The organism is Pseudomonas sp. Sample_21, assembly GCF_004307525.1.
GTDB classification, from domain to species: Bacteria; Pseudomonadota; Gammaproteobacteria; order Pseudomonadales; family Pseudomonadaceae; genus Aquipseudomonas; species Aquipseudomonas atacamensis.
Window position 1 is genome coordinate 53,454 of record NZ_RCNZ01000036.1, and the last position, 21,930, is coordinate 75,383.

Sequence of the window (21,930 nt, forward strand, 5' to 3'; positions counted from 1 at the left end):
GATGCTTTGCGCGGCCAGGCCGCGGTTCTTGCCACAGGGCGGATAGACCCACAAGGACGCTCAAGGCGAAGGGCGCAAGCGTCGTCCACTTCGACAGAGCGTCCTAGTTCGGGTAGGCCTATTTAGCGGGAGTCATGTATCGGCGATGTATCGGCGAGCGGAGCATTTGTAAGCCAATCCCAAGACTTCGCGTTTGGGTACATAGAGATACAAAAACCGACCTCAGCCTTTGCGCGTCACTCAGGACAACAGCTTTAAAACGGGTGTCGCGGCTACGCCGACGGCAGCTTGCGCATGCAGCTGGCGCAGCAGCACCAGTGCGTCAGCAACGAAGCCGGTCACGTCTGTTGCACCAGCCTCCGCAGCCAAAGCGTGCAACTGCGCTCGACCATCCATGTCAGGGAACTGCTCGATCCGCTGCAACAAACGGAACGCGAGAGGGCTGACCTGGGAGAATTGCACTTGGCCACTCGGCACACGGCTGATCAGCAGCAACGTTGGTTGTTCTGGCGGTTCAGAAGGCAGATGACCTGGCCCGAGACGATGTACGGCCCAGGTGTAAGCCAGCGGCCAGACGAGTGGGGAGAGCCTGAGGGGACGGTCGAGTATATGCGCCGCATCACTGGCCTTTAACGGCGCAGCGTCCAACTGTTGCAGCGCCATTTCCACCCATTCGTAATGAGCCAATTCGGGCAAGAACGGGTACCAGGAGTGTTCGTCGCCGGGCGAGTCTTCCAGGCTCGCTACGAAGTCTACAAACTCACGGGCAATTTCTCCGAAGCGTGGCGTTTGCGCGCGGTAATCACGCAAAAAACGTCGTACCAGTGCACGCCAACCGGCATCACCCAGCACGGCAACCAGCACCGGAAACGTCCCACCCAGCAACCCCAACAGATTGTTCAACACCAGGTTGAGATAGACCTGCGCTCTCTCGGGATTCATCTGCGCAGGCGGCGCATAACTGTCCGGGTCACGCAGGTACCGGGTCAGCGCGAGCTGCTGACTGTGCAAACTTGAAGGGGAGTCAGCCATCGACGGTCACCCGCACCAAAGCATTGGCGTCGCGTTGCAAGCGCCTGATGGTGTTCAGCTCAGCCACCAGTTCGTCGTAGGACGGAAAGTTGAAATCGCGCTCCAGCAGGGTTGGCTTCACGCCGAAAAGGTCATAAGCCTGGCCCAGCAATGACCAGACTACCGGTTTGACCGAGGCGCCATGGGTGTCGATGATCAGGTCATCAGCTTCGTCGTAATGGCCAGCCACATGCATGGCGACTACGCGTTCTGGTTCCAGGCCGGCGAGGAAAACCGCTGGATCGAAGCGGTGGTTCACTGAGTTGACGTACACATTGTTAACGTCGAGCAACAGGTCGCAATCGGCCTCGCGGAGCACTGCATTGGTAAAAGTGAGTTCGTCCATGTCCTGATGAGCAGCGGCGTAGTAGGAGACGTTTTCTACAGCAAGACGACGACCGAGAATGTCCTGTGCACGGCGGATGCGCGCAGCAACGTGATGAACGGCCTCCTCAGTGAATGGCAACGGTAGCAGGTCGTATAAATGGCCATCGTCACTGCAGTAACTGAGGTGTTCGCTATAGAACGGCACGTTGAAGCGATCGAGAAAACCGCGGACTTGCTCAAGAAAAGACTCGTCCAGCGGCGCACTGCCACCCAGCGAAAGTGACAAGCCATGACATGACAGCGGGTAGCGTTCAGCCAGCGACTGCAGGGCCTCTCCATGCGCGCCGCCGATGCCGATCCAATTCTCTGGAGCAACCTCAAGAAAATCGAAATCACCGTCGGGAGCGTCACGAAGCGTGTTGAGCAGCGCACGGCGCAATCCCAGCCCGACGGTCGCCTCAAGGGGGAGCTGTGGATCTAAATGCGTTGGTGATGAAGTGTTCGTTTGCATGAACTCAATACTCCGATTCGATATCTGGCCCCCCCGATCCACAGCACCTCCACGGTTACCGCTGGCAGCCGGGGGGGTGTGAATCGGGTGATTGAAACCCGCCACGGTTCTGCTCAAACGAGGTTGATCACCACGTTGATGTTGTTCCGCGTCGCTTTGGAGTACGGGCATGTCTGGTGTGCGGTGTTGATCAGGTCTTGAGCGACGTTGCGATCCAGCCCGGGAAGGTAGACGTTAAGGCGAGCCTGGAGGAAATACGCACCATCGCTTGTGCCTAGATCCACTTCGGCGTCGACGGCAAGGTCAACCGGGAGGGTGACTTTCAGCTTGCTCGCCGCAAGCCCCATCGCGCCGATGAAACAGGCCGACCAACCTGCGGCGAACAATTGCTCTGGGTTGGTACCGGCGCCAGAGGTGCCAGGCGATGACAGCTTTATATCCAGTCGGCCGTCGTCACTGAGGGCGGTGCCATTTCGTCCACCCGAGGAGGTATGGACTTTGCCGGTGTACAGCACTTTATCGATATGGGTCATGGTGAAACTCCTGATTACTAGTGGGGTTGAGAGCGATAGCCTTGGTGACGCGATAACACTCAGCGCGCATTCAAACGCTTGAGATACCGACCGATGAATGTATCCAGGCTCAGCTTGCCGGCGCCTGTGAATACCAGTGGCAGAAGTGCGACGAGATAGATCAACGGCAGCTTGAAATTGCCGTAGCCTTTGTTGCTGATGGAGTACCCCATAGCCAGTTCGCTCAACGTCGACCACTCTGCTGGCCAGTGAACTGCGGCAGTTGCCACGACGGTGACCACGATGAGGATCAGTGCCGAGAGGCGTGTTCCCAGGCCTACAAGCAAAGCAATGGAACAGAGCAGTTCTGCCCACATGGATAACTGCCAATTGAACGTAGCCGGCAACTGATTGAAGGGAAAAGGGAAGGCCCCTTGAATGCTGGGGAACCAGTTCTCACCGTTCCACTTTTCCCAGCCTGCTTCAAAAAACTCCCACGCCAGAAAAACGCGCAGGCTCAAAGGGGCGATCCAGTCCCCTGCGCGATCGAGATTAAGTTGCAGCCGATTCAAGACCGATAACGCGTTTGTTTGCATGGGTTTAATCCTCCGACTTGTCGTCAAGAAAGTGGAAGCCGTTCCGGTGCTCCCACTGACAGGTGTCAGGCACAGGAGCACTGCGCTGGCCGTGAGCGCAGTTCATCGTGCTGGTGTATCTCGCTTGTGTCTGGGCGGGCGGGAAGATCAATGTTGTGTAACGTGTTTGCGTCCGTACACACTTGGATACAGAGCGATACCTGTCGAAGGCGCTAGTTTGGAGTTGGCATATACGATCGGCTGCGTTCTGCCGGTGACTGGCGGGAGGATTCGCAGAGCGAATGAACGTCGCAGATGAGGGGAGGGCGAGGGCGTGGAAAGTCCTGTTGAAGGAGGGGGCACGCCAGGTGCCCACCTGATCTGTCTGCAACCGCCTAGGGTATCAAGCGCATCTCTCGCAGTTTGTCGAACACGTCAAAAAATGCCTGATCACTCGCTTGGTAGGCAGTGAAACCCATCAGGCGGCTTTTCGACATATCCGTGACCACTTCGATTGGGCGGCCAAGGTCGGCATCGGTATGCCATGGGGAAATCAGACGTCCAATATCGGACTCTTTCAAATCGTGTTCGGCGACTATTTGCGTCCAAACGGCTTGATCGTCCGCCATCTGCTTCTCTAGAGGCGAGGGTGACGCAGGATAGTCGGCAGCAGGCAGGTCGAAGTATTCGGCAATTCGGCTCCACATCCATTTCCAGCGGAATACATCGCCATTGGTGATATTGAATGCCTGATTTGCCGCAGCCCGCGTGGTGGCCGCCCACAGTTGCTGTTTCGCCAACTGCCGCGCATCGGTCATGTCGGTGAGGCTGTCCCACTGCACCCTGGATCCGGGAAACACAAAAGGGCGATTGGTGTGTTTGCAAATCGAGGCATAGACGGCGAGCGTGGTTGCCATGTTCATCGCGTTGCCCACGGCTACCCCAGTAACGGTATGCGGGCGATGCACGCTCCAGGTGAAACCGTCCTTTTCCGCAGCGGCGAAGAGTTCGTCTTCCTGAGCGTAATAGAAATTCTCGACATCGAGACGACCCTGTTCTTCGCGAAACGGCGTCTGCGGCAGACTGCCCTTACCATAGGCTTCGAACGGGCCGAGGTAGTGTTTCAGGCCGGTAACCAGTGCTACGTGTTTGACGCTTTTGGCTGGGCGAATGGCGGCGAGGACGTTGCGTACCATGGCCGCATTGACGCGAATGTTCTCGGCCTCCGTGGCTTGCCGCGACCATGTAGTAATGAACACATGCGTGGGTCTCACATCCCTCAGCGCCTGTTCCAGAGAAGCAGGATCCTGTAGGTCTGCCGCGACAGGAATCACGCCGTGCGCTTGCGATGGATGTCTCGATAGCGCAGCGACTTGCCACTGGTTGTCGATGAGTAACTGGGTGATGGCGCTGCCGACGATGCCGCTGGCGCCCACGACTAGAGCTGTCTGGGTCATAGGTTTCTCCTGGATTTGAGTTTGGGAGTCCTGCTGAGCAGCAGAGGTTCAACCTGAAAATCCGTTAGAGTGCGCGCTACTCCCCGTTAAAGCCTGTGAGAAAAATGACTCGTCCGCTGTTTGTCGCTCTGGATGGCCCCAAAGGCGTCGGCAAAACCTCCCTGTTGGAGGCCATCACTGAAGTCCTGAGGGCAGACAACCAGAAAGTGATCCGACTGTGCGAGAAAAAAAGCGACCCTTTCAGGGGCGAGACAATGCACTTGGTGAACCGGCTCGTCCGCCATCCTGACAGGGATCTGGAACTGGACGTTTGCAAACGCCTGGCTGATAGCCGCCGCTGGATTTCCCAGCACGTGCTGACCAAACAACCCGCCGACAGCATCATCCTGATCGATCGCTGGTACCCGTCCGATGCGGCGTTTCGCCGGATAGTCCCGTTTGCTGAAATCCTGCAATTGAACATTGACCGCAACGTACAGGTGCCAGACCTGCATGTCGGGGTGGTTACAGCGGCGGAGATTTCGTGGGCGAGGGCGGGGGCACGCCGGCGCGGCTTGAGCAGCACTGTGCTTCGCGGTCTGGAGGAGCATGTCGCTTGTACTGAGGCGTTTGAGCTGGCCGCTGCCGATCAGGGTTGGTTTTTGTGTCGGAATGAGGGGACGATCGAGGAGGCGACGGGGCGGGTGGTAGGGGAGATTAATCGGGTGATTAGACGCCTCCATGTCCGAAGTGTCAGTCCGCCATGCTGAGCGGCGCGGATCGAATCTAAACCCGCTGTCCTGTCACTTGATCGCACGCTCGGCGGCGTTGAGGATTGGTTCGCCGCGAGATAGGTCGGGCCTGGTAGGAGGTGGCGCTTCCTAGTTCTGGACCGCGGTAACCGTAGCGATTTCAGGCGGGGGGATCCAGCAGGGAAATCAGGCGCGGCTCGATGCTGTCGGGTTGTATCTCGAGAATTGCCAGCGTGACCGGCAACTTGAAACGCCGAGGGCCGGCGCTACCAGGGTTCACGTATAGACGATCGCCGCGCCATTCTATGCGCGGTTTGTGGGAATGGCCGGTGATGATGAGCTTTATGTCTGGATCTAGATCGGCGGGGACGTCGGCGATGTCGTGGATAAGGAGAGTGTGCCAGCCGTTGAGAGTGCAGGTCAGGAAGTCGGGGAGGTCTTTGGCCCATGGGCTGCTGAGATCATTGTTGCCGCGCACGGCGTGGACGGGAGCAATTTCGGACAATTGGGCGAGAATGTCCGGGTTGCCGATGTCGCCGGCGTGGATGATCAGGTCACAGCCTTGGAGCGCGCTGATGGCTTCGGCGCGGAGGAGATTGTGAGTGTCGGATATTAGGGCGGTTTTCATGGGCCAACTCTCCGTGGACGTTTCGGGTGGGAGTGACTGTTTTCGACCCAAAGCTGACCTTCAGATGGGTAAATTTTTTCATCTCGTGAATGGCATCTTCAAGGACTTTGCGATCCGAGCTAAAATTTTTATGCATTTTTCAGAAACAACGAGCGGTGGTTCGTTAATCATGTAAAGCAAGTGTTCGAACGCTACCCCAGCCTCGTTGTGATCGACATAATCCAGAACTATTTCACCACCATTCTCTAAACCTGCCTGAGCTAATGCATGGTTTTCCGGTAAAGGGCCGAGCTGGTCGTATGCAATGGACATCAGCGTTGAAATCTCCTCAAGTGCCTCAACGAAATCGGCCCTCAAGTCGTTGTTAAGGTGGCTCATAATAAACATCCCTCCGATTATGGTGACCTGCGTTCCGTTCCCGTCTGGTCGATTGTTGCCAAAGACCTGATCTTTGCGCACGCGCTTGGGAAGCTAAGGTCGACCGTCCGCTCTGGGGTCAAGCTTTACCCATTTCCTCGTACGAAGCATCGACGAATGTGATGTGCTCATCCCAAGCAGCTTCGGCTAGATCCCGGATAATTTCAGCGAGCGTCTCAACATCCGCCCCCTGAGCTTCGATGCAGGCCAAGCGTCCGGGCGACCAGTCGATGACGGAACACTGTGGATACTTCCTTAGCAGTGCGGACAGCGCTTCCTGAGGAGGCGCTTTGTGGGGATACATGAAGTCAAAGTACGGGGCACTGGCATTCTGAAGCGGGTACACCAGAGCCCATGCATTTGATTGGCCGGGAAAGCAAATTCGGACATTACGATGCGCCCATTCCGGCCCACTGTGTTGGATGTGGCGAAGTACTTCGATGATCGAATGACAATCGGCTATTCGGTTCATGCAATCAGGGTCAAACGTCCAGCTAGGCCCAGGCTGGGTTGCTGAATTAATGGTCTGAGGTGCACTCATTCTTGGTTTTCTCTTCATCGCATTACCTTAAGTCCGATCGGAAGAGGCGATTGACCACTCGGTCGCAGCCTTCGTCATCAGCCGGGCGTCGTTGGTCGGGTACGGCAATTCCACTAAGCCGCCATTCGCATATTTCGCTTCCTCGGGATTGAGCATGCCGGTGCGAATGGTGACGCGGATTTTCTTGCATAGCGAGTATGGATCGGCTTTCGCCAAGTCCATGGCGGTCTTGATGCCCATTGTTTCCAGATGAGCCTTCATGCGCTTGCCAATGCCCCAGACTTCGCCGACGTCGGCGTTGCGCAGCGTCCAGTCGTAGCGATTGCCGCATTAGGAGTGGTGGATCTGATATCTAAAGCCCGAGGCCATTCGCATACATGATTTAACATAATATACATTACACGTAACAAGATGTTACGGGCTTCGCATGGTTGTCGTGATTGCCACGCGTAATCGAAATCCACTGCCACGATAAATATTGCCAAACCTCTACCTCCGGTATTGCCGCAGATTTCCCCTTTCGATCATTCAACTGAAAAAAATCCCGCTACTTACCGTAACGGGATTTCTGAGCTGGTTGAAACGCTTTGTCTACACTTCTGGAAAATTTACTCGTCACTCACCGGGTTTATAGGCTCGGTCGTTTGCACATTAATAATCTTCGTAACAACACGCTGATCCGCCGGTTCGTTGATTAAATCCTTTCGGCGTGCCAGTTGCGCGGGTGTTAATTGTTTCAATTGCTCTGGAGTCAGGTTCAAGAGCTGGTCATCGCTGAACGTTGTCATGGCGTTTGCTCCTTGGAGAGAATGTGCTCATTACGCAGCGACTATCCTTTGCGCCTCAGAGCAATTCTAAAACTGTAAGAAATAACAGTTTTTTAGGCCCGTTTGCGTTATTGCTCATAACGAAAAGCCATGTTGAGTTGGGCTGAGTCATTACCTCGGCCGCTATCGCGACCAATTTTTGTTAGCTCAACTAAACGGTCATTTAGTGGAGTTAACGTATTTTCGAAGACAATCGACGCATTTAACCTGCTCCATTAGAAGTCTACCGTCGCCGACAGCAGATACGTTCGCGGCGTAGAAAGCGTCAACCCCGGCTCACTATCATCCGATGCACCCGCCGAACTCCAATAGCGTTTATCCAGCACGTTTTCGACATTGGCGCGCAAGGTGATCGTCTTCTCGTCCAGTTTGAAAGCATAGCGTGTGCCGACGTCGAACCGTTCCCATGAGTCGATTTCCTTGTCGTTCGACTGGTCCAGATACTGCGAACTCGAGTAAATACCACGGCTGGTCAAAGTCAGCCCCGGCACGCTCGGCACGTCCCACTCCGCACCAAGGTTGACGTTGTATTTCGGTGTCGCCGGTGCGCGGTTGCCGTCGAATGTGCCGTTGGTGGTGTGGGTCAGTTCGCTGTCGATGTACATCACACCGCCGAGCAATCGGAACCCCTTGAGCGGTTCGCCAAACATGCTCAGTTCTACGCCGCTGTTCTCACGCTTGCCGTTCGGGCCGAAGACTCGTGTGGTCGCATTGGTTTCGTACGCAGGCTGTTTGATGCGGAACATCGCTGCCGTCAGCGCGTATGAGCCCGCGTCGTATTTGGCGCCGACTTCGACCTGGCGGCTGATGAATGGCGGGAAGATTTCGTCTTCGTTGATAGACGTCGATGGCGCGATCTTGCCTTGGCTCAGACCTTCCATGTAGTTGGCGTACAGCGAAAGTTTGTCCGTCGCCTTGAGCAGAATCCCGCCCGATGGCGAGACTTTTTCCTCATCGTAAGCCGTGTCGCCCTTGATTCCGTCGCTCCAGTCATCGACTTTGACTCGCTGCCAGCGCGCCCCCAAAGTCAGCAACAGACGATCGTCGAAGAAGCCGAGCGTGTCCGACAGCGCCACGCCGCTGAAGCGGTTCTCTGTGTAGACCTTGGCGTCATTGCGGGTCGGCGTGCCGGGTCTGGCGATCTCCACCGGGTCGTAGAGATTACTGCGCCCGGCCGCGTAACGGGCGCCGCCGTTTTCGAAGTCCATATAAAAGTAATTGGCCGCCAGGTTCACTTCATGGCTGACCGGCCCGGTCTGGAACCAGCTACGAACGCCAGCGGTAGCCGTGCGGACGTTCTCGTCGCGAGTGAAGTCACGCGGCTGAACGCTGAAATCACCGGCGTCGTTGCTCACCGAAACTGCATGGCGCAAGAAGTCATGATTGCTTTTGCGTGCGCCGACGCCGCCATACAGCATGACCGAATCGCTGACATCGAACTCGCCGTTCACCGTGCCGAAAGTGTCTTTAGTGCGCGCCCGGCTCCAGGGTTGCGCATAGTTGTCGCGCACATCATTGGCGTTCGGCACTTTGGCATTGGCGGCGACTTGCACGCGTTCCTGCGGTGCGTCGGTGTCGCGTTCGGTGTGGCCGATATCAGTGGAAAGTCGCAAGCGTTCACCACGAAAGTCCAGACCGAGCACCGCCATGTCGCGATCGACGCTCTGGTGATCCCATTCCGTATCTCCGGACTGCTTGACCCCGTTGAAGCGCAGACCGAATTGGTTTTCGTCACCAAAACGCCTTCCGACATCCACCGCGCCGCCGACTTGATTGTTCGAGGCGTAGTTGGCCGTCAGCGAGGTGATCGGCTTGTCGGTCGCGCGCTTCGGCACGACGTTGATCCCCCCTCCTACGCTGCCCCGAGGCGAAATCCCGTTGATCAATTGGCTCGGGCCTTTGAGGATGTCGACGCGATCGGCCATTTCCATGTCGATGGTGTAAGTCGGCAACACACCGTACAGGCCGTTGTAGGCAACATCACTGTTGAACAGGCTGAAACCACGGATGGTGAATTGCTCGTAGCGTCCACCGGCCGGGTTGGTTGCGCGTACCGAAGGGTCGCTGCCGATCAAGTCGCCGAGGGTGCGCGCCTGTTGGTTTTTCACTGTTTCGCTGGTGTAGGTGGTCATGCTGAACGGGGTTTCCATGAAATCCCTGGAGCCCAACAGCCCTTGCGAACCACGACGGGCGACCTGACCGCCGGCGAATACATCGGCATCCGCTGAACCGCTCGCGCCGAGAATGGATGTCGGCGCAAGTTGCAAGGTGCTGCCTTGCGCTGCGGGCACCAGCGTATAAGCCTGATCACCGACCGGTTGCAGCTGCAAACCGGAGCCCAGCAACAGCCGGCTGAACCCCTCCTCCACACCGAACTCGCCGGACAATCCATTGCTGTTGCGGCCGCTGACCAGCGCCGGATCCACCGAAAGATTGACCCCAGCGAGACCGGCGAACCGCGTCAGCGCGGCACTCAGGCTACCGGCCGGCACCTGATAACTGCGGCGACTGCCGTCGTCGGCCCAGCTCGATTGAATCAACAAGGGGCTGGCGCTCAGGCTCAGCAAAAGGCTCAACTGCAACAACGGACGCAAACGACCTGGGAATACTGCGGGCATTGGAAGAAGCTCTCGATTTTGTTCACTTGCCTGGAATGACCAGCGAGGCGAAAAAAAGGGACAGGCTTCAACCGGTTTTTTCTGCGCGCGGTACCAGCGACACCCAAAATCGCGTTCGCGTGTGCACGTCGACGGGCAAACTGGCTGCCAGCAGTGCCAGCACTTGATCGGTATCGTCGAGGCGGAAACTGCCGGTGATGCGCAGCGATTCCAGCGCCGGATCCCAGCGCAGCACGCCCGAGCGGTAGCGACTCAGCTCGCGAAGGAAATCACCCAGCGGCTGGTTTTGCGCCATCAGCACACCGTCGCGCCAACCGGGCATCAACGCATCGAATGCCGTCACCGCCCCCGCGCCCGAAGCTTGCAGGCTGACTTGCTGGCCCTGCTGCAATACCAGCGCCGGGCCGTGCAGCGGCTGCAATTGCACCGAACCGCGCAGCACGCAGACCTGGCAATCGCGCGCATTGAGGCGCACCGAGATGTCGCTGTGATTGACGATCATCCGCCCATAAGGCGCGTTGACGATAAAGGCTGAATCGCCCGCCACGTTGAGCGCCATCTCGCCACGAATCAGTGTCAGCTGACGTGCAGGCAGATCGACATTCACCGCGCTGTCGGTGTTGAGTTGCAATGAAGAATCCTGGGCCAACTGCACTTTGCGCCGCTCGCCAGTGCTGGTGTGCAAATCGGCGCGCCAGGCCTCCAGCGGCAGCTCCCGACTGATCAACCACGCCGCCGGCACCAGCGCCGCCACGCCCAAGGCACGCTTGAGTACCGCGCGCCGCGCCGGATCCGGCCGATCCAGGGTGGCCATGGCCAGTGTCGGCGGCAAACCTGCGAAACGCTGGCGAAGCTGCTGGATTTTCTGCCAAGCGTTCTCGTGGCGACTGTCACTGGCGCGCCAATGCTGCAATCGGGCGTGATCTTCATCACTGGCAGCGCCTGACTCGAGCAGTGCCAGCCATTGCGCCGCCGCCCGCGCCACTTCCCGCGTTTCCTCGCTGGGGGCAACGCGCATCACAGATCCACCAGCAAGCAATGCTCGTACGCCTGGGCCATGTAGCGTTTTACCGTGCGCTCGGAAACCTGCAAGCGCTCGGCGATCTCGCGGTAGCCGAGGCCCTCGAGTTGACTCCAAAGAAATGCCCGACGCACCGCACGCGGCAAGCCATCTAGCAATTCATCCAGCGCCTGCAAGGTTTCCAGCAGCAACCAGCGCTGTTCCGGCGACGGTGCGCACGCTTCCGGCAATTGCGCCAAGGCGTCGAGGTAGGCTTTTTCCAGATGGCGCCGCGTGTAGAAATTGCTCAGCAGGCGTTTGCCGACGGTGAGCAAATACGCGCGCGGCTCGCGCAACTCGGCCAGCGGCGGCGCGTTGCACAGGACGCGCAGAAAGGTGTCCTGACTGAGGTCCGCCGCATCCCACGCATTGCCCATGCGCCGGCGCAGCCAGGTTTCCAGCCAGCCGCGGTGCTCGCGATACAACTGCTGCAGGCTCTGCTCCGACGGTGACGTAGCTTCAATCATCTCAAGAGACCCTGCGCGAAGGTAGATTCAAATGAGACTGATTCTATTTAACTTCTCGAAGGACACAAAGCCTTTTTCTGCTCAGCGCTTGAGCGTTTCGCTCGGCAGCTCCTTGAACAGCGCGCGGTAACTGCTGGAAAACCGCCCCAGATGCCAGAACGACCAACGCATCGCCACTTCGGCAACGGTGGTTTCCGTGGGCCTGCGCTTGAGCAATTCACGGTGCGCACTGTTCAGCCGCCTCAGGCGTAACCAGTGGCTCGGGGTCATCCCGGTGTAGGCCTTGAAAGCCTGTTGCAACTGGCGCAGCGGCACGCCGGCGACGTGAGAAAGTTCGAGCAGATTAACCGTGTCTTCCGGCGAATCAGCCGCCCACTCCCCCACTCTTTTGATGATCTGGCGTTCGTTGTTGCGTCGCTGCAACCCGCTGCGATCAAGGCTGGTGTGAGCGTTATCAAGGATGAACAGGCAGTCCTCAAGCAACTGTTGAGTCAGGCGATCTTTATCAACTGGATCAGCAGCTTGCGACAACTTCGTGAGAATCGAGCTTAACCAGCCGCTGAACAAAGCGTTCTGTCCGCAGTTAAGTGGCGCCATGAACAACCCTTCGAGTTTCGCCACTTGCAAACCGTGCTCGCGGACGAAGTCCGGACCGAATACCACGGCGATTTCCCGGTAGTTCTCCGGGGTGATCCAGATGTTGCGGCTCTCTTCGTTGAGCAGGTACAGCGCGTTGTCGCTGCGATCGAAACAGAACGCCAGAGCACCGGATGGCGCACTGAAATTCTGCTCGACACGGGTGTTCATCTGTTCTTCGTAGACCTCGACGCCCTGCAGATCGAGATAGCGAATCTGCCCGGCGAAATGCCCCGGCGACATCTGCTGGTAATGCTGGACCCAGCCCGGTGTAGCGCGGATTTGCTCGGCCACGTCGGCGGTGTTGAACGCTTGTACCTGAAGCGGATTGCACGTTGTCATGGGGTGACCTTGCGCACTCTTTTGGTGCGCTTTGGTGCTGCTGAAAGTGGATAGATGGAATCGCAAGCCGCGCCCAAGATAGTCGCCAACGCGCCACAGGGGAAGGGGCGGAAGATGAAACCCGCCCTCCCCGGCGTCTACAAAACCAATAACGAGGTCTTTATGAACGCCCCTTTCGATCAGCTGTTCACCTGGCTGAAAGATCACAAGATTACCGAAGTCGAATGCGTGGTCAGCGACCTGACCGGCATCGCCCGCGGCAAGATTGCACCGACCAACAAGTTCCTGCATGAGCGCGGCATGCGCCTGCCGGAGAGCGTGCTGCTGCAAACGGTAACCGGGGATTTTGTCGACGACGACATCTACTACGACTTGCTCGACCCGGCCGACATCGACATGGTCTGCAAGCCGGTTTCCGACGCCGTGTACGTCATTCCGTGGGCCATCGAGCCGACCGCCATCGTCATCCACGACACCTTCGACAAGTTTGGCAATCCGATCGAACTGTCGCCGCGCAACGTGCTGAAAAAAGTTCTGCAGCTCTACACCGATAAGGGCTGGAAGCCGATTGTCGCGCCGGAAATGGAGTTCTACCTGACCCAGCGCTGTGAAGATCCGGACCTGCCGCTCAAGGCACCACTGGGTCGTTCGGGTCGTGCGGAAAGCGGTCGCCAGTCATTCTCGATCGATGCCGCCAACGAATTCGATCCGCTGTTCGAAGACGTCTACGACTGGTGCGAACTGCAAGGTCTGGATCTCGACACGCTGATCCACGAAGACGGCCCGGCGCAGATGGAAATCAACTTCCGCCACGGCGATGCGCTGGATCTGGCTGACCAGATCACCGTGTTCAAACGCACCCTGCGCGAAGCAGCGCTCAAGCACAATGTCACTGCGACGTTCATGGCCAAACCGATCGGCGACGAGCCCGGCAGCGCCATGCACTTGCACCAGAGTGTGGTCGAGATCGCGACGGGTCAGCCGATCTTTGCCGATGCCGAGGGCAACATGAGCGAACTGTTCCGGCATCACATCGGTGGCCTGCAGAAGTACATCCCGAAAGTGCTGCCGATGTTCGCGCCGAACGTCAATTCGTTCCGCCGCTTCCTGCCGGACACCTCGGCACCGGTCAACGTCGAATGGGGCGAGGAGAACCGCACCGTCGGCCTTCGTGTGCCGACATCGGGGCCGGAATCGATGCGCGTGGAGAACCGCTTGCCCGGCGCCGACGCCAACCCGTATCTGGCGATTGCCGCAAGCCTGCTGTGCGGCTACATCGGCATGGTCGAGAAGATCGAGCCGAGCGCGGCGGTCGAAGGCCGGGCCTACGAACGGCGCAATCTGCGCCTGCCCATCACCATCGAAGAAGCCCTGACGCAGATGGAAGAGTGCCCGAAGGTCGCCGAGTACCTGGGCAGCAAGTTCGTCCGCGGTTATGTCGCGGTCAAACGCGCCGAGCATGAAAACTTCAAGCGCGTGATCAGCTCCTGGGAGCGGGAGTTCCTGCTGCTCAGCGTCTGACCCCGCGCCCGTCCCTGTGGGAGCGAGCCTGCTCGCGAAGACGGCCGCACAGTTGATCGTTCCCACGCTCCCGCGTGGGAATGCATCCCGGGACGCTCTGCGTCCCATCCAAAGCCGAACGCGGAGCGTCCGTTGCGGCATTCCCACTCAGAGCGTGGGAACGATCATTACAAGAAGAGGTGTCGATATGCGTCTATTGAAATCCGTACTCCCGGTCGCGCTGAGCGTGCTGTTCAGTGCCGTAGCCCACGCCGAGCCCCAGGTCAGTGTCTACAACTGGACCGACTACATCGGCGAAACCACCCTCGCCGACTTCCAGAGCAAGACCGGGATCAAGGTGATCTACGACGTCTTCGACTCCAACGAAACCCTTGAAGGCAAACTCCTCGCCGGTCGCACCGGATACGACGTGGTAGTGCCGTCCAACCACTTCCTCGCCCGCCAGGTGAAGGCCGGGGCGTTCATGAAGCTCGATCGTTCACAGTTACCAAACTGGAAGAACTTGGACCCAAAACTGCTTGAATTGCTTGAGAAAAATGATCCCGGCAATGCGCACTCGGTTCCCTATCTGTGGGGCACCAACGGCATCGGTTACAACGTCGACAAGGTCAAGCAAGTGCTCGGCATCGACCACATCGACTCCTGGGCCGTGCTGTTCGAACCCGAAAATCTGAAGAAGCTCAGCCAGTGCGGCGTGTCGATGATGGACTCCGCCGACGAAGTCTTCCCGGCCATCCTCAACTACATGGGCATGGACCCGCGCAGTGAAAACCCTGAAGACTACAAAAAGGCCGAAGCCAAGCTGCTGAGCATCCGCCCGTACATCACCTATTTCCATTCTTCCAAGTATGTGTCGGACCTGGCCAATGGCGACATCTGCGTTGCGTTCGGTTACTCCGGCGATGTGTTCCAGGCAGCCAACCGCGCCAAGGAAGCCAAGAACGATGTGAATATCGCTTACGCCATCCCCAAGGAAGGCGCCAACCTGTGGTTCGATCTGCTGGCGATCCCAGCCGATGCGAGCAACGCCAAAGAGGCGCACGCCTTCATCAATTACCTGCTCGATCCGCAGGTGATCGCCAAGGTCAGCGCCACCGTCGGCTACGCCAACCCGAATCCGGCGGCCAAGCCGTTCATGGATGAGGAACTGGTCAACAACCCTGAGGTTTATCCGCCGCAGTCGGTGCTCGACAAACTCTACATTTCCTCGACCCCGCCCCAGGCGATCATGCGTCTGATGACCCGGTCGTGGAGCAAAGTGAAGTCGAACAAATGAATCAGCACAGCGCACAACACACCGGCTCTTATTACGCCGCTTCTGCGCGGGCGAGCACGCCCTACCCTGCGCTGGATGGTGATTTGCTTGCCGACGTCTGCGTAATCGGTGGCGGCTTCACTGGCGTCAATACCGCGATTGAGCTGGCGCAGCGCGGTTTGTCGGTGGTGTTGCTCGAGGCGCGACGTATCGGCTGGGGCGCCAGCGGGCGCAACGGTGGTCAGCTGATTCGCGGTATCGGCCATGAAGTCGAGGGGTTCGCTCGCTACGTCGGCCAGGACGGCGTGCGCTGTCTGCAGCGCGCCGGCATCGATTCGGTGGAGCTGGTGCGCCAGCGCATCACCGACAACGCCATCGCCTGTGATCTGCGCTGGGGCTTTTGCGAACTGGCCAACACCGCCGCGCAATTCGCCGCGTTCAAGCAGGAACAGGACAGCCTCGCCGAACTCGACTATGCCCACGCAACGAGGCTGGTCGGGACGGAGCAGATCCGGCAGCAAGTGGTCGATGCCGGTGTGTACGCCGGCGGATTGATCGACATGGGTTCGGGGCACTTGCATCCGCTTGATCTGGTCCAGGGCGAAGCGCGTCTCGCGGCATCGCTGGGCGTGCGTATCTTTGAGCAGAGTCCGGTGCTGGAAATCTTCCATGGCCCGACCGTCGAGGTGCGCTGCGCCACCGGTTCAGTGCGCGCCGGCAGTCTGGTGCTTGGTTGCAACGCGCATCTGGATGACCTCGAGCCGAAACTCAGCGGCAAAGTTCTGCCCGCTGGCAGTTACATCATTGCCACCGAGCCGCTGGACGAAACTCGCGCCGCGCAGTTGATTCCACAGAACCTGGCGCTGTGCGATCAAAAAGTCGGGCTGGACTATTACCGACTCTCGTCTGATCGACGGTTGCTGTTTGGCGGCGCTTGTCATTATTCCGGGCGCGATCCGGCGGACATCGCCGCCTATATGCGCCCGAAAATGCTCAAGGTGTTCCCGCAACTGGCCGATGTGCACATCGACTACCAATGGGGCGGCAAGATCGGCATTACCGCCAATCGCTTCCCCCAGGTTGGCCGACTCAAACAGCACCCGAACGTGTTTTACGCGCAGGGTTATTCCGGCCATGGCCTCAACGTCACCCATTGGTGCGCGAAACTGTTGGGCGAAGCCATTCATGCCGGGCACAGCCAGGGCATGGACGTGTTCAGCGGCGTGCCGCACATGACCTTCCCCGGTGGCCCGGCCTTGCGTTCGCCGCTGCTGGCGCTGGGCATGTTCTGGTATCGCGTGCGCGAAATGCTCGGCTGAGCCCGCCACGACTCTGGCTCCTGTAGGAGCTGCCGAAGGCTGCGATCTTGGGACGCAGAGCGTCCCGGGCTGCATTCCCACGCAGAGCATGGGAACGATCAGGTCGCAACCTTCGGCAACTCCTTGCACCGCAATCGCGTCCCACGCCAGCTATACACATTTGCTCTATCGCCAAGCACTTCTATATTGATGAAGTGCTTTTGCGTTCCTGACGCTCAGGGCCCGATTAATTGAGGAGGACATGGATGAAGTCGTCAGCCAGCGATGAGCCGCGAGCACCCGGTCAGGCGCCGATCAAAACCCGCCGTTTCGCTATTTCACTGGTATGGATCGTGCCGATTGTGGCGGTGCTGGTCGGCATTTCGCTGGTGATTCACAACATCCTTCAGGAAGGCCCGGTCATCACCGTTACCTTCAAGACCGGCGATGGCCTGACCGCTAACAAGACCGAAGTCAGATACCGCAACGTGGTCATCGGCCATGTCTCCGACGTCGAACTGGCCAACGACCATAGACACGTCAACGCCACGATCAAACTCGCCAAGCAAGCCGAAGCCTTTACCCGCGAGGACTCGCAATTCTGGGTGGTGCGTCCGCGTATCGGCGCCGGCGGTGTATCGGGCATCGATACGCTGCTGTCGGGTGACTACATCGGTGCCGACATAGGTCAGGCCAATACCCGCTCAAAAAACTTCAAAGGTCTGGAGAACCCGCCGCCGATCACCTACGGCGAACCGGGCAAACGCTTTACGCTGCACACCGCAGACCTTGGCTCGCTGGACATCGGCTCCCCCGTTTATTACCGCAAGATTCCGGTTGGCCAGGTTGTGTCCTACGCGCTGGACCCGGACGGCAAAGGCGTCAACATCGAAGTCTTCGTGCATTCGCCGAACGACGCCTACGTCACCGAAAACACCCGCTTCTGGAACGCCAGTGGCATCGACATCAATGTCGGCGCCAACGGCTTTGCGGTGAAAACCGAATCGCTGTCGACCCTGCTGGTCGGCGGCATCGCTTTCCGCGCCCCGGATTACAGCCCCGACGATAAACCGGCCAGCGACGACAAGAGTTTCGAGTTGTTTGCCAACCAGACCGCCGCCCTCGCCCCGCCCGACGGCAAGGCGCAATACCTGGCGCTGCGGTTTGATCAGGCCTTGCGCGGACTCAAGGTGGATGCGCCTGTCGAGTTTCTCGGTATCGAAATCGGCCGGGTGGTGGCGGTCAATCTCGACTTCGACGAGGTCAAGCGCACCTTTCCGGTGAATGTCGGCATTGTCATTTATCCGCAGCGACTCGGCCGTGCCCACGCGAAGATTCTCAAGACCTACCATGGCGACGAAAACGACGAGGCCACCGGCGCGCGCCTGATCGGCACGTTCATTGAAAATGGCCTGCGCGCCCAGGCCCGCAATGGCAACCTGCTCACCGGTCAGTTGTATATTTCGCTGGATTTCTACCCCAAAGCGCCGAAAGTCGCGTTCGACCCCAAGGCACGGCCGGTCACCATTCCGACCGTTCCCGGCAGCCTCGAACAATTGCAGGAAAAACTCGAGGCGATGGTCAACAAGATCAACGCATTGCCGGTTGAACGCATCGCCAGCAACCTCGACGGCAATCTGGTCGAACTGCGCAAGGGCCTGAAGCAGTTCAACGCCAGGACTCTGCCGGGTGTACAGAGCACCCTCGCCGACGTCAGCAAGACCTTGCAGTCCGCCAATTCGACCCTCGCCGAGGATTCACCGCAACGCGAGCAACTCACCGAGACCCTCGACGAACTTGGGCGCATGTCGCGCTCGTTGCGAGAGCTGTCGGATTACCTCGGTCGCCACCCTGAGTCGCTGATTCGCGGGCGTCCCGACAACGCCGCGCCGCTGGACCTCAAAGGACCGCCACGCAATTGAGCACAGGAGCTGAATCCATGGCTTTACCGTTGAAGATCACCGTGCTCGCTGCCTTCGTGCTGCTGACTGCGTGCCGTAGCGACCCGATCAGCTTTCACACACTGACCCCGGCGCAACCGGGTGCCAGCCGCAACGGTGCCGACATCGCCATAGAAAGCATCAGCGTGCCGCCACAGGTCGATCGCGCGCAGATAGTGATTCGCCAGGGCAACAGCGGCGTGGCGATTCTGGAAACCGATTGGTGGAGCGCCACTCTCGCCGATGAGTTGCGCGGCGCGCTGATCGATCAATTGAGCAGCGGTGTCGGCCAGCAGCGCGCTTCCGTGCGTATCGACGTGCAGCGCTTCGATTCGATTCCCGGCCAGTACGCCTTGATCGACGTGAAATGGCGAGTGCGTCCGCTGGGTGCTGAAGACGCGGCGCTACTGACCTGTCGCTCGGTGTTGCAGACGCCTTCAGGGCCAAGCATCGAAGAGCTGGTGACTGCGCAGCAGAACAACGTCAAACGGCTTGCTGCACAAATCACTCAGGCTGCGACGGCCGCGCGCAATTGCCCTTCATCGGGCTAATCGCGTCACAAATCGAAGCGATCCACCGCCCGCCGCCGCTCGTTGTCATCGCGCACATCGTAGTTGGCGGTCGTCTGGATATTGCTGTGATGCGCCAGTTTCTGCGCGATCGACAGGTCGTGCTCTTCGATCACCCGGGTGATGAATGAACGCCGAAAATCGTGGGGCATGATTTTTACCCCGACCTGCGTACCGCGCTGGCGGGCGATGTAGTAAATCGCGTGTTTGGTGATGCGCTCGCGGGTGATGTGGCTGCCCCGGCGAATGCGATTGAACAGGAATGCATCGTCGCTCTCGCCTTCCTTGAGCTGTGAACGACGCAGTTCCAGCCAGGCGTCGAGCTTGGCAAAGGCCCAGGCCGGCGCGTACTTGATCAGCTGTTTGTTGCCCTTGCCGGTGACGGTCAGGCTGCGTTCGTTGAAGTCGACCTGACTCAGATCCAGATCCACCGATTCCGACTTGCGCATGCCGGTGCCGTACAGCAACGCAATCACCGCCGCATCACGCAAACCCTGCGGGCGTGGGTCGGCAGCGCAGACTTCCATCAGTTCGTGAATCAGCGTGCGCTTGAGGTTGCGCCCCTGGGACAGCCGTGTGCCGGCTATGCCCTTGACCGAACGCATCTTCAACAGGTGATCCTGGCTGATCAGGCTCATGCGCCACGCCTCGTTCATCACCCCGCGCACGGCGTTCACGTAAAGCGACGAGGTGTTCGGTGCATAACCGTCGGCACGCAAAGCGGCGACCAGCGCCACCACGTCTTCCGGTTGCAGGCCGTGCCACGGGATTTCTTCGATATCGACGTCCTCGAAACCCAGGCGGTCAGCGGCATCTTGCAGCACATAGCGCATGGTCAACTGGCTGGAAGGTGCCAGTCGCGCCAGGTAAACGGTCAGCGGATTGCTGGTGGACGGTGCAGGTTGGGTACTCGACAAATCACTCAAACGAAACGGCCTTGAAATAAAAAACGATTCAACAAAAACAATAAATGCATGAAATGAAACGCAAAAAAACGGCGTGACTCAAAGACGGGGGTTGCCGCGAAAGGCCGACAACCTGCCGTTCGAGGCGGTAAAAGTCAATCGGGCATTCCCCGAACGGTCTGTTTGCTGCTTTATCAGCACGGTAGGCGAACTGAAACATCGCGCTCTTATGTTCAATGCAGGGACTGCGAACAGGAGTGCGGCATGAAGATTACGGTGTTTGGCAGTGGTTACGTCGGTCTGGTGCAAGCGGCGGTGCTGGCTGAGGTCGGTCACGACGTGGTGTGCATGGATGTCGACGCGCAGAAGATCGAGCAGTTACGCCAGGGTCACGTCAGTATTTTCGAGCCGGGGCTGGCCAGTCTGGTGCGCGAGGGCCTGGATTCGCAGCGCCTGCAATTCACCACTGATGAGCGGCTTGCGGTGTTGCATGGGCGGGTGGCGTTCATTGCGGTGGGCACGCCGTCACGCGAGGACGGTTCGGCGGACCTGCGCTACGTGCTGTCGGTCGGCGACGCGATTGCCCGGCATCGCCAACAGCCGTTGATCGTCGTGGAAAAGTCCACGGTGCCGGTGGGCACGGGTGACGCTTTGCGCAGCCACATCGAAAAGGCCCTGATCAAGATTGGCCGCCTGCTGCAGTTTGATATCGTCTCCAACCCGGAATTTCTCAAGGAAGGTTCAGCGGTTGCTGATTGCCGGCGGCCGGATCGTATCGTCATCGGTTGCGAAGGCGCGGAAGTGCGCGATGTGATGCGCGATCTGTACGCGCCATTCAACCGCAACCATGACCGCATCCTGTTCATGGACCTGCGCAGCGCCGAGCTGACCAAATACGCCGCCAACTGCATGCTGGCGACCAAGATCAGTTTCATCAACCAGATCGCCGAACTCGCCGAGCACCTCGGCGCGGACATCGAATCAGTGCGCCAGGGCATCGGTGCCGATACGCGGATTGGCTATCACTTTATCTACCCGGGTTGCGGCTACGGCGGTTCGTGTTTTCCCAAAGACATGCGCGCCTTGATTCACAGTGCCGAACAGGCGCATTGCTCCAGTGATCTGCTGCAAGCGGTTGAGGCGATCAACCAGCGGCAGAAGCACAAGCTGTTTGAACGCATCAACGCGTTCTACCGGGGCGATTTGCGCGGCAGGACCTTTGCCCTGTGGGGCCTGGCGTTCAAACCCAACACCGACGACATGCGCGACGCACCGAGCCGGGTTCTGCTCGAAGATTTATGGGCTGCCGGGGCCAGCGTGCGCGCGTTTGATCCGGAGGCCATGGTCGAAACGCAGAATCTCTATCCAAACGAATCAAAACTGATGCTGATGGGCACGCCGGAATCGGTACTGGCCGGCGCCGATGCGCTGATCATCTGTACCGAATGGCAACAATTCAAGGCCCCGGATTTCGAGCTGATCAAACAACGGCTCAACAGCCCGGTCATCTTCGACGGCCGTAACCTTTACGACGCCGAGCGTCTGGCACGCAATGGCTTTCAGTATTTCCCGATGGGCCGTGGTGAATCGTGCAGGTTGCCGATCACCTTGCGGCAGAGGCCGGCGGCTTCGGATGTGGCTTGAACTGGCCCTGTGGGAGTCATTGCAAATTATGAGCTACACCGACCCTGTGGGAGCGAGCCTGCTCGCGAATACGGTATG

Annotated in this window: 21 protein-coding genes and 1 pseudogene; 7 read left to right on the plus strand and 15 right to left on the minus strand. The window is 58.8% G+C overall.

Going from position 1 to position 21,930, the window contains the following annotated elements:
- Positions 1 to 240 precede the first annotated feature (240 nt).
- The 5 genes from D8U71_RS04785 to D8U71_RS04805 form a co-directional block, all read right to left on the minus strand.
- Positions 241 to 1,032, minus strand: coding sequence for a putative DNA-binding domain-containing protein (locus tag D8U71_RS04785; protein WP_130887262.1), 792 nt, complete (start codon positions 1,030 to 1,032; stop codon positions 241 to 243).
- Positions 1,025 to 1,909 (minus strand): DUF692 domain-containing protein, encoded by an 885-nt coding sequence (locus tag D8U71_RS04790; RefSeq protein ID WP_130887263.1) that lies wholly within the window; start codon positions 1,907 to 1,909, stop codon positions 1,025 to 1,027. The genes D8U71_RS04785 and D8U71_RS04790 overlap by 8 nt, the downstream gene beginning before the upstream one ends.
- 113 nt (positions 1,910 to 2,022) lie before the next feature.
- Complete coding sequence (locus D8U71_RS04795; RefSeq protein ID WP_130887264.1) at positions 2,023 to 2,442, minus strand: organic hydroperoxide resistance protein; 420 nt, start codon at positions 2,440 to 2,442, stop codon at positions 2,023 to 2,025.
- Between the two features lie 59 nt (positions 2,443 to 2,501).
- Complete coding sequence (locus tag D8U71_RS04800) at positions 2,502 to 3,017, minus strand: DoxX family protein (RefSeq protein WP_125927045.1); 516 nt, start codon at positions 3,015 to 3,017, stop codon at positions 2,502 to 2,504.
- 374 nt (positions 3,018 to 3,391) lie between these two features.
- A complete protein-coding gene (locus tag D8U71_RS04805) occupies positions 3,392 to 4,453 on the minus strand; it encodes an SDR family oxidoreductase (RefSeq protein ID WP_125927044.1) in 1,062 nt (353 codons plus the stop codon).
- Between the two features lie 104 nt (positions 4,454 to 4,557).
- Here D8U71_RS04805 and D8U71_RS04810 point away from each other — a divergent pair, with 104 nt between their 5' ends.
- Positions 4,558 to 5,202, plus strand: a complete 645-nt coding sequence (locus D8U71_RS04810; RefSeq protein WP_130887265.1) for a dTMP kinase — start codon at positions 4,558 to 4,560, stop codon at positions 5,200 to 5,202.
- Positions 5,203 to 5,344: 142 nt separating this feature from the next.
- Here the strand turns inward: D8U71_RS04810 and D8U71_RS04815 are convergent, their stop codons facing one another.
- The 9 genes and pseudogenes from D8U71_RS04815 to D8U71_RS04855 form a co-directional block, all read right to left on the minus strand.
- On the minus strand, positions 5,345 to 5,812 hold the full coding sequence (locus D8U71_RS04815; protein WP_122507357.1) for a metallophosphoesterase family protein: 468 nt from the start codon (positions 5,810 to 5,812) through the stop codon (positions 5,345 to 5,347).
- 78 nt (positions 5,813 to 5,890) lie between these two features.
- Positions 5,891 to 6,190: a MafI family immunity protein gene (locus D8U71_RS04820; RefSeq protein WP_125927042.1), complete on the minus strand. Its 300-nt coding sequence runs from the start codon at positions 6,188 to 6,190 to the stop codon at positions 5,891 to 5,893.
- A 118-nt stretch (positions 6,191 to 6,308) separates the two neighbouring features.
- Positions 6,309 to 6,788, minus strand: a complete 480-nt coding sequence (locus tag D8U71_RS04825; protein WP_125927041.1) for a hypothetical protein — start codon at positions 6,786 to 6,788, stop codon at positions 6,309 to 6,311.
- Between the two features lie 19 nt (positions 6,789 to 6,807).
- Positions 6,808 to 7,094, minus strand: a pseudogene (locus D8U71_RS04830) (DNA polymerase V subunit UmuC); the annotation flags it as partial.
- A gap of 284 nt (positions 7,095 to 7,378) precedes the next feature.
- Positions 7,379 to 7,558, minus strand: coding sequence for a hypothetical protein (locus D8U71_RS04835; RefSeq protein WP_130887266.1), 180 nt, complete (start codon positions 7,556 to 7,558; stop codon positions 7,379 to 7,381).
- Between the two features lie 254 nt (positions 7,559 to 7,812).
- Positions 7,813 to 10,215: a TonB-dependent receptor gene (locus D8U71_RS04840; RefSeq protein WP_130887267.1), complete on the minus strand. Its 2,403-nt coding sequence runs from the start codon at positions 10,213 to 10,215 to the stop codon at positions 7,813 to 7,815.
- Positions 10,216 to 10,282: 67 nt separating this feature from the next.
- Complete coding sequence (locus tag D8U71_RS04845; protein ID WP_123442483.1) at positions 10,283 to 11,233, minus strand: FecR domain-containing protein; 951 nt, start codon at positions 11,231 to 11,233, stop codon at positions 10,283 to 10,285.
- Entirely contained in the window at positions 11,233 to 11,742 is a 510-nt protein-coding gene (locus D8U71_RS04850) for a sigma-70 family RNA polymerase sigma factor (RefSeq protein WP_123442484.1), read from the minus strand. The genes D8U71_RS04845 and D8U71_RS04850 overlap by 1 nt, the downstream gene beginning before the upstream one ends.
- An 81-nt stretch (positions 11,743 to 11,823) precedes the next feature.
- Positions 11,824 to 12,720 carry a helix-turn-helix domain-containing protein gene (locus tag D8U71_RS04855; RefSeq protein WP_130887268.1) on the minus strand — a complete coding sequence of 299 codons (897 nt, stop codon included), beginning with the start codon at positions 12,718 to 12,720 and terminating at the stop codon, positions 11,824 to 11,826.
- Between the two features lie 162 nt (positions 12,721 to 12,882).
- On the opposite strand from D8U71_RS04855, the gene D8U71_RS04860 reads away from it, so the two are divergent.
- The 5 genes from D8U71_RS04860 to D8U71_RS04880 all read left to right on the plus strand — a co-directional run bounded on the left by D8U71_RS04860 (position 12,883) and on the right by D8U71_RS04880 (position 19,285).
- Positions 12,883 to 14,241 carry a glutamine synthetase family protein gene (locus tag D8U71_RS04860; protein WP_016774729.1) on the plus strand — a complete coding sequence of 453 codons (1,359 nt, stop codon included), beginning with the start codon at positions 12,883 to 12,885 and terminating at the stop codon, positions 14,239 to 14,241.
- 187 nt (positions 14,242 to 14,428) lie between these two features.
- Positions 14,429 to 15,517, plus strand: coding sequence for a polyamine ABC transporter substrate-binding protein (locus tag D8U71_RS04865; protein WP_130887269.1), 1,089 nt, complete (start codon positions 14,429 to 14,431; stop codon positions 15,515 to 15,517).
- Positions 15,514 to 16,815 carry an FAD-binding oxidoreductase gene (locus D8U71_RS04870; protein ID WP_130887270.1) on the plus strand — a complete coding sequence of 434 codons (1,302 nt, stop codon included), beginning with the start codon at positions 15,514 to 15,516 and terminating at the stop codon, positions 16,813 to 16,815. Before D8U71_RS04865 ends, D8U71_RS04870 begins: the two co-directional genes overlap by 4 nt.
- A 245-nt stretch (positions 16,816 to 17,060) precedes the next feature.
- Complete coding sequence (locus D8U71_RS04875) at positions 17,061 to 18,716, plus strand: MlaD family protein (protein WP_123442487.1); 1,656 nt, start codon at positions 17,061 to 17,063, stop codon at positions 18,714 to 18,716.
- Positions 18,717 to 18,733: 17 nt separating this feature from the next.
- Positions 18,734 to 19,285 (plus strand): PqiC family protein, encoded by a 552-nt coding sequence (locus D8U71_RS04880; protein ID WP_024012957.1) that lies wholly within the window; start codon positions 18,734 to 18,736, stop codon positions 19,283 to 19,285.
- A 5-nt stretch (positions 19,286 to 19,290) separates the two neighbouring features.
- Here the strand turns inward: D8U71_RS04880 and D8U71_RS04885 are convergent, their stop codons facing one another.
- A complete protein-coding gene (locus tag D8U71_RS04885; RefSeq protein WP_186569674.1) occupies positions 19,291 to 20,229 on the minus strand; it encodes a tyrosine-type recombinase/integrase in 939 nt (312 codons plus the stop codon).
- Between the two features lie 243 nt (positions 20,230 to 20,472).
- Here D8U71_RS04885 and D8U71_RS04890 point away from each other — a divergent pair, with 243 nt between their 5' ends.
- The gene (locus tag D8U71_RS04890) at positions 20,473 to 21,852 is read left to right on the plus strand and encodes a UDP-glucose/GDP-mannose dehydrogenase family protein (protein WP_130887271.1); all 1,380 of its coding nucleotides are present in this window, start codon (positions 20,473 to 20,475) and stop codon (positions 21,850 to 21,852) included.
- The last annotated feature ends 78 nt before the right edge of the window (positions 21,853 to 21,930 follow it).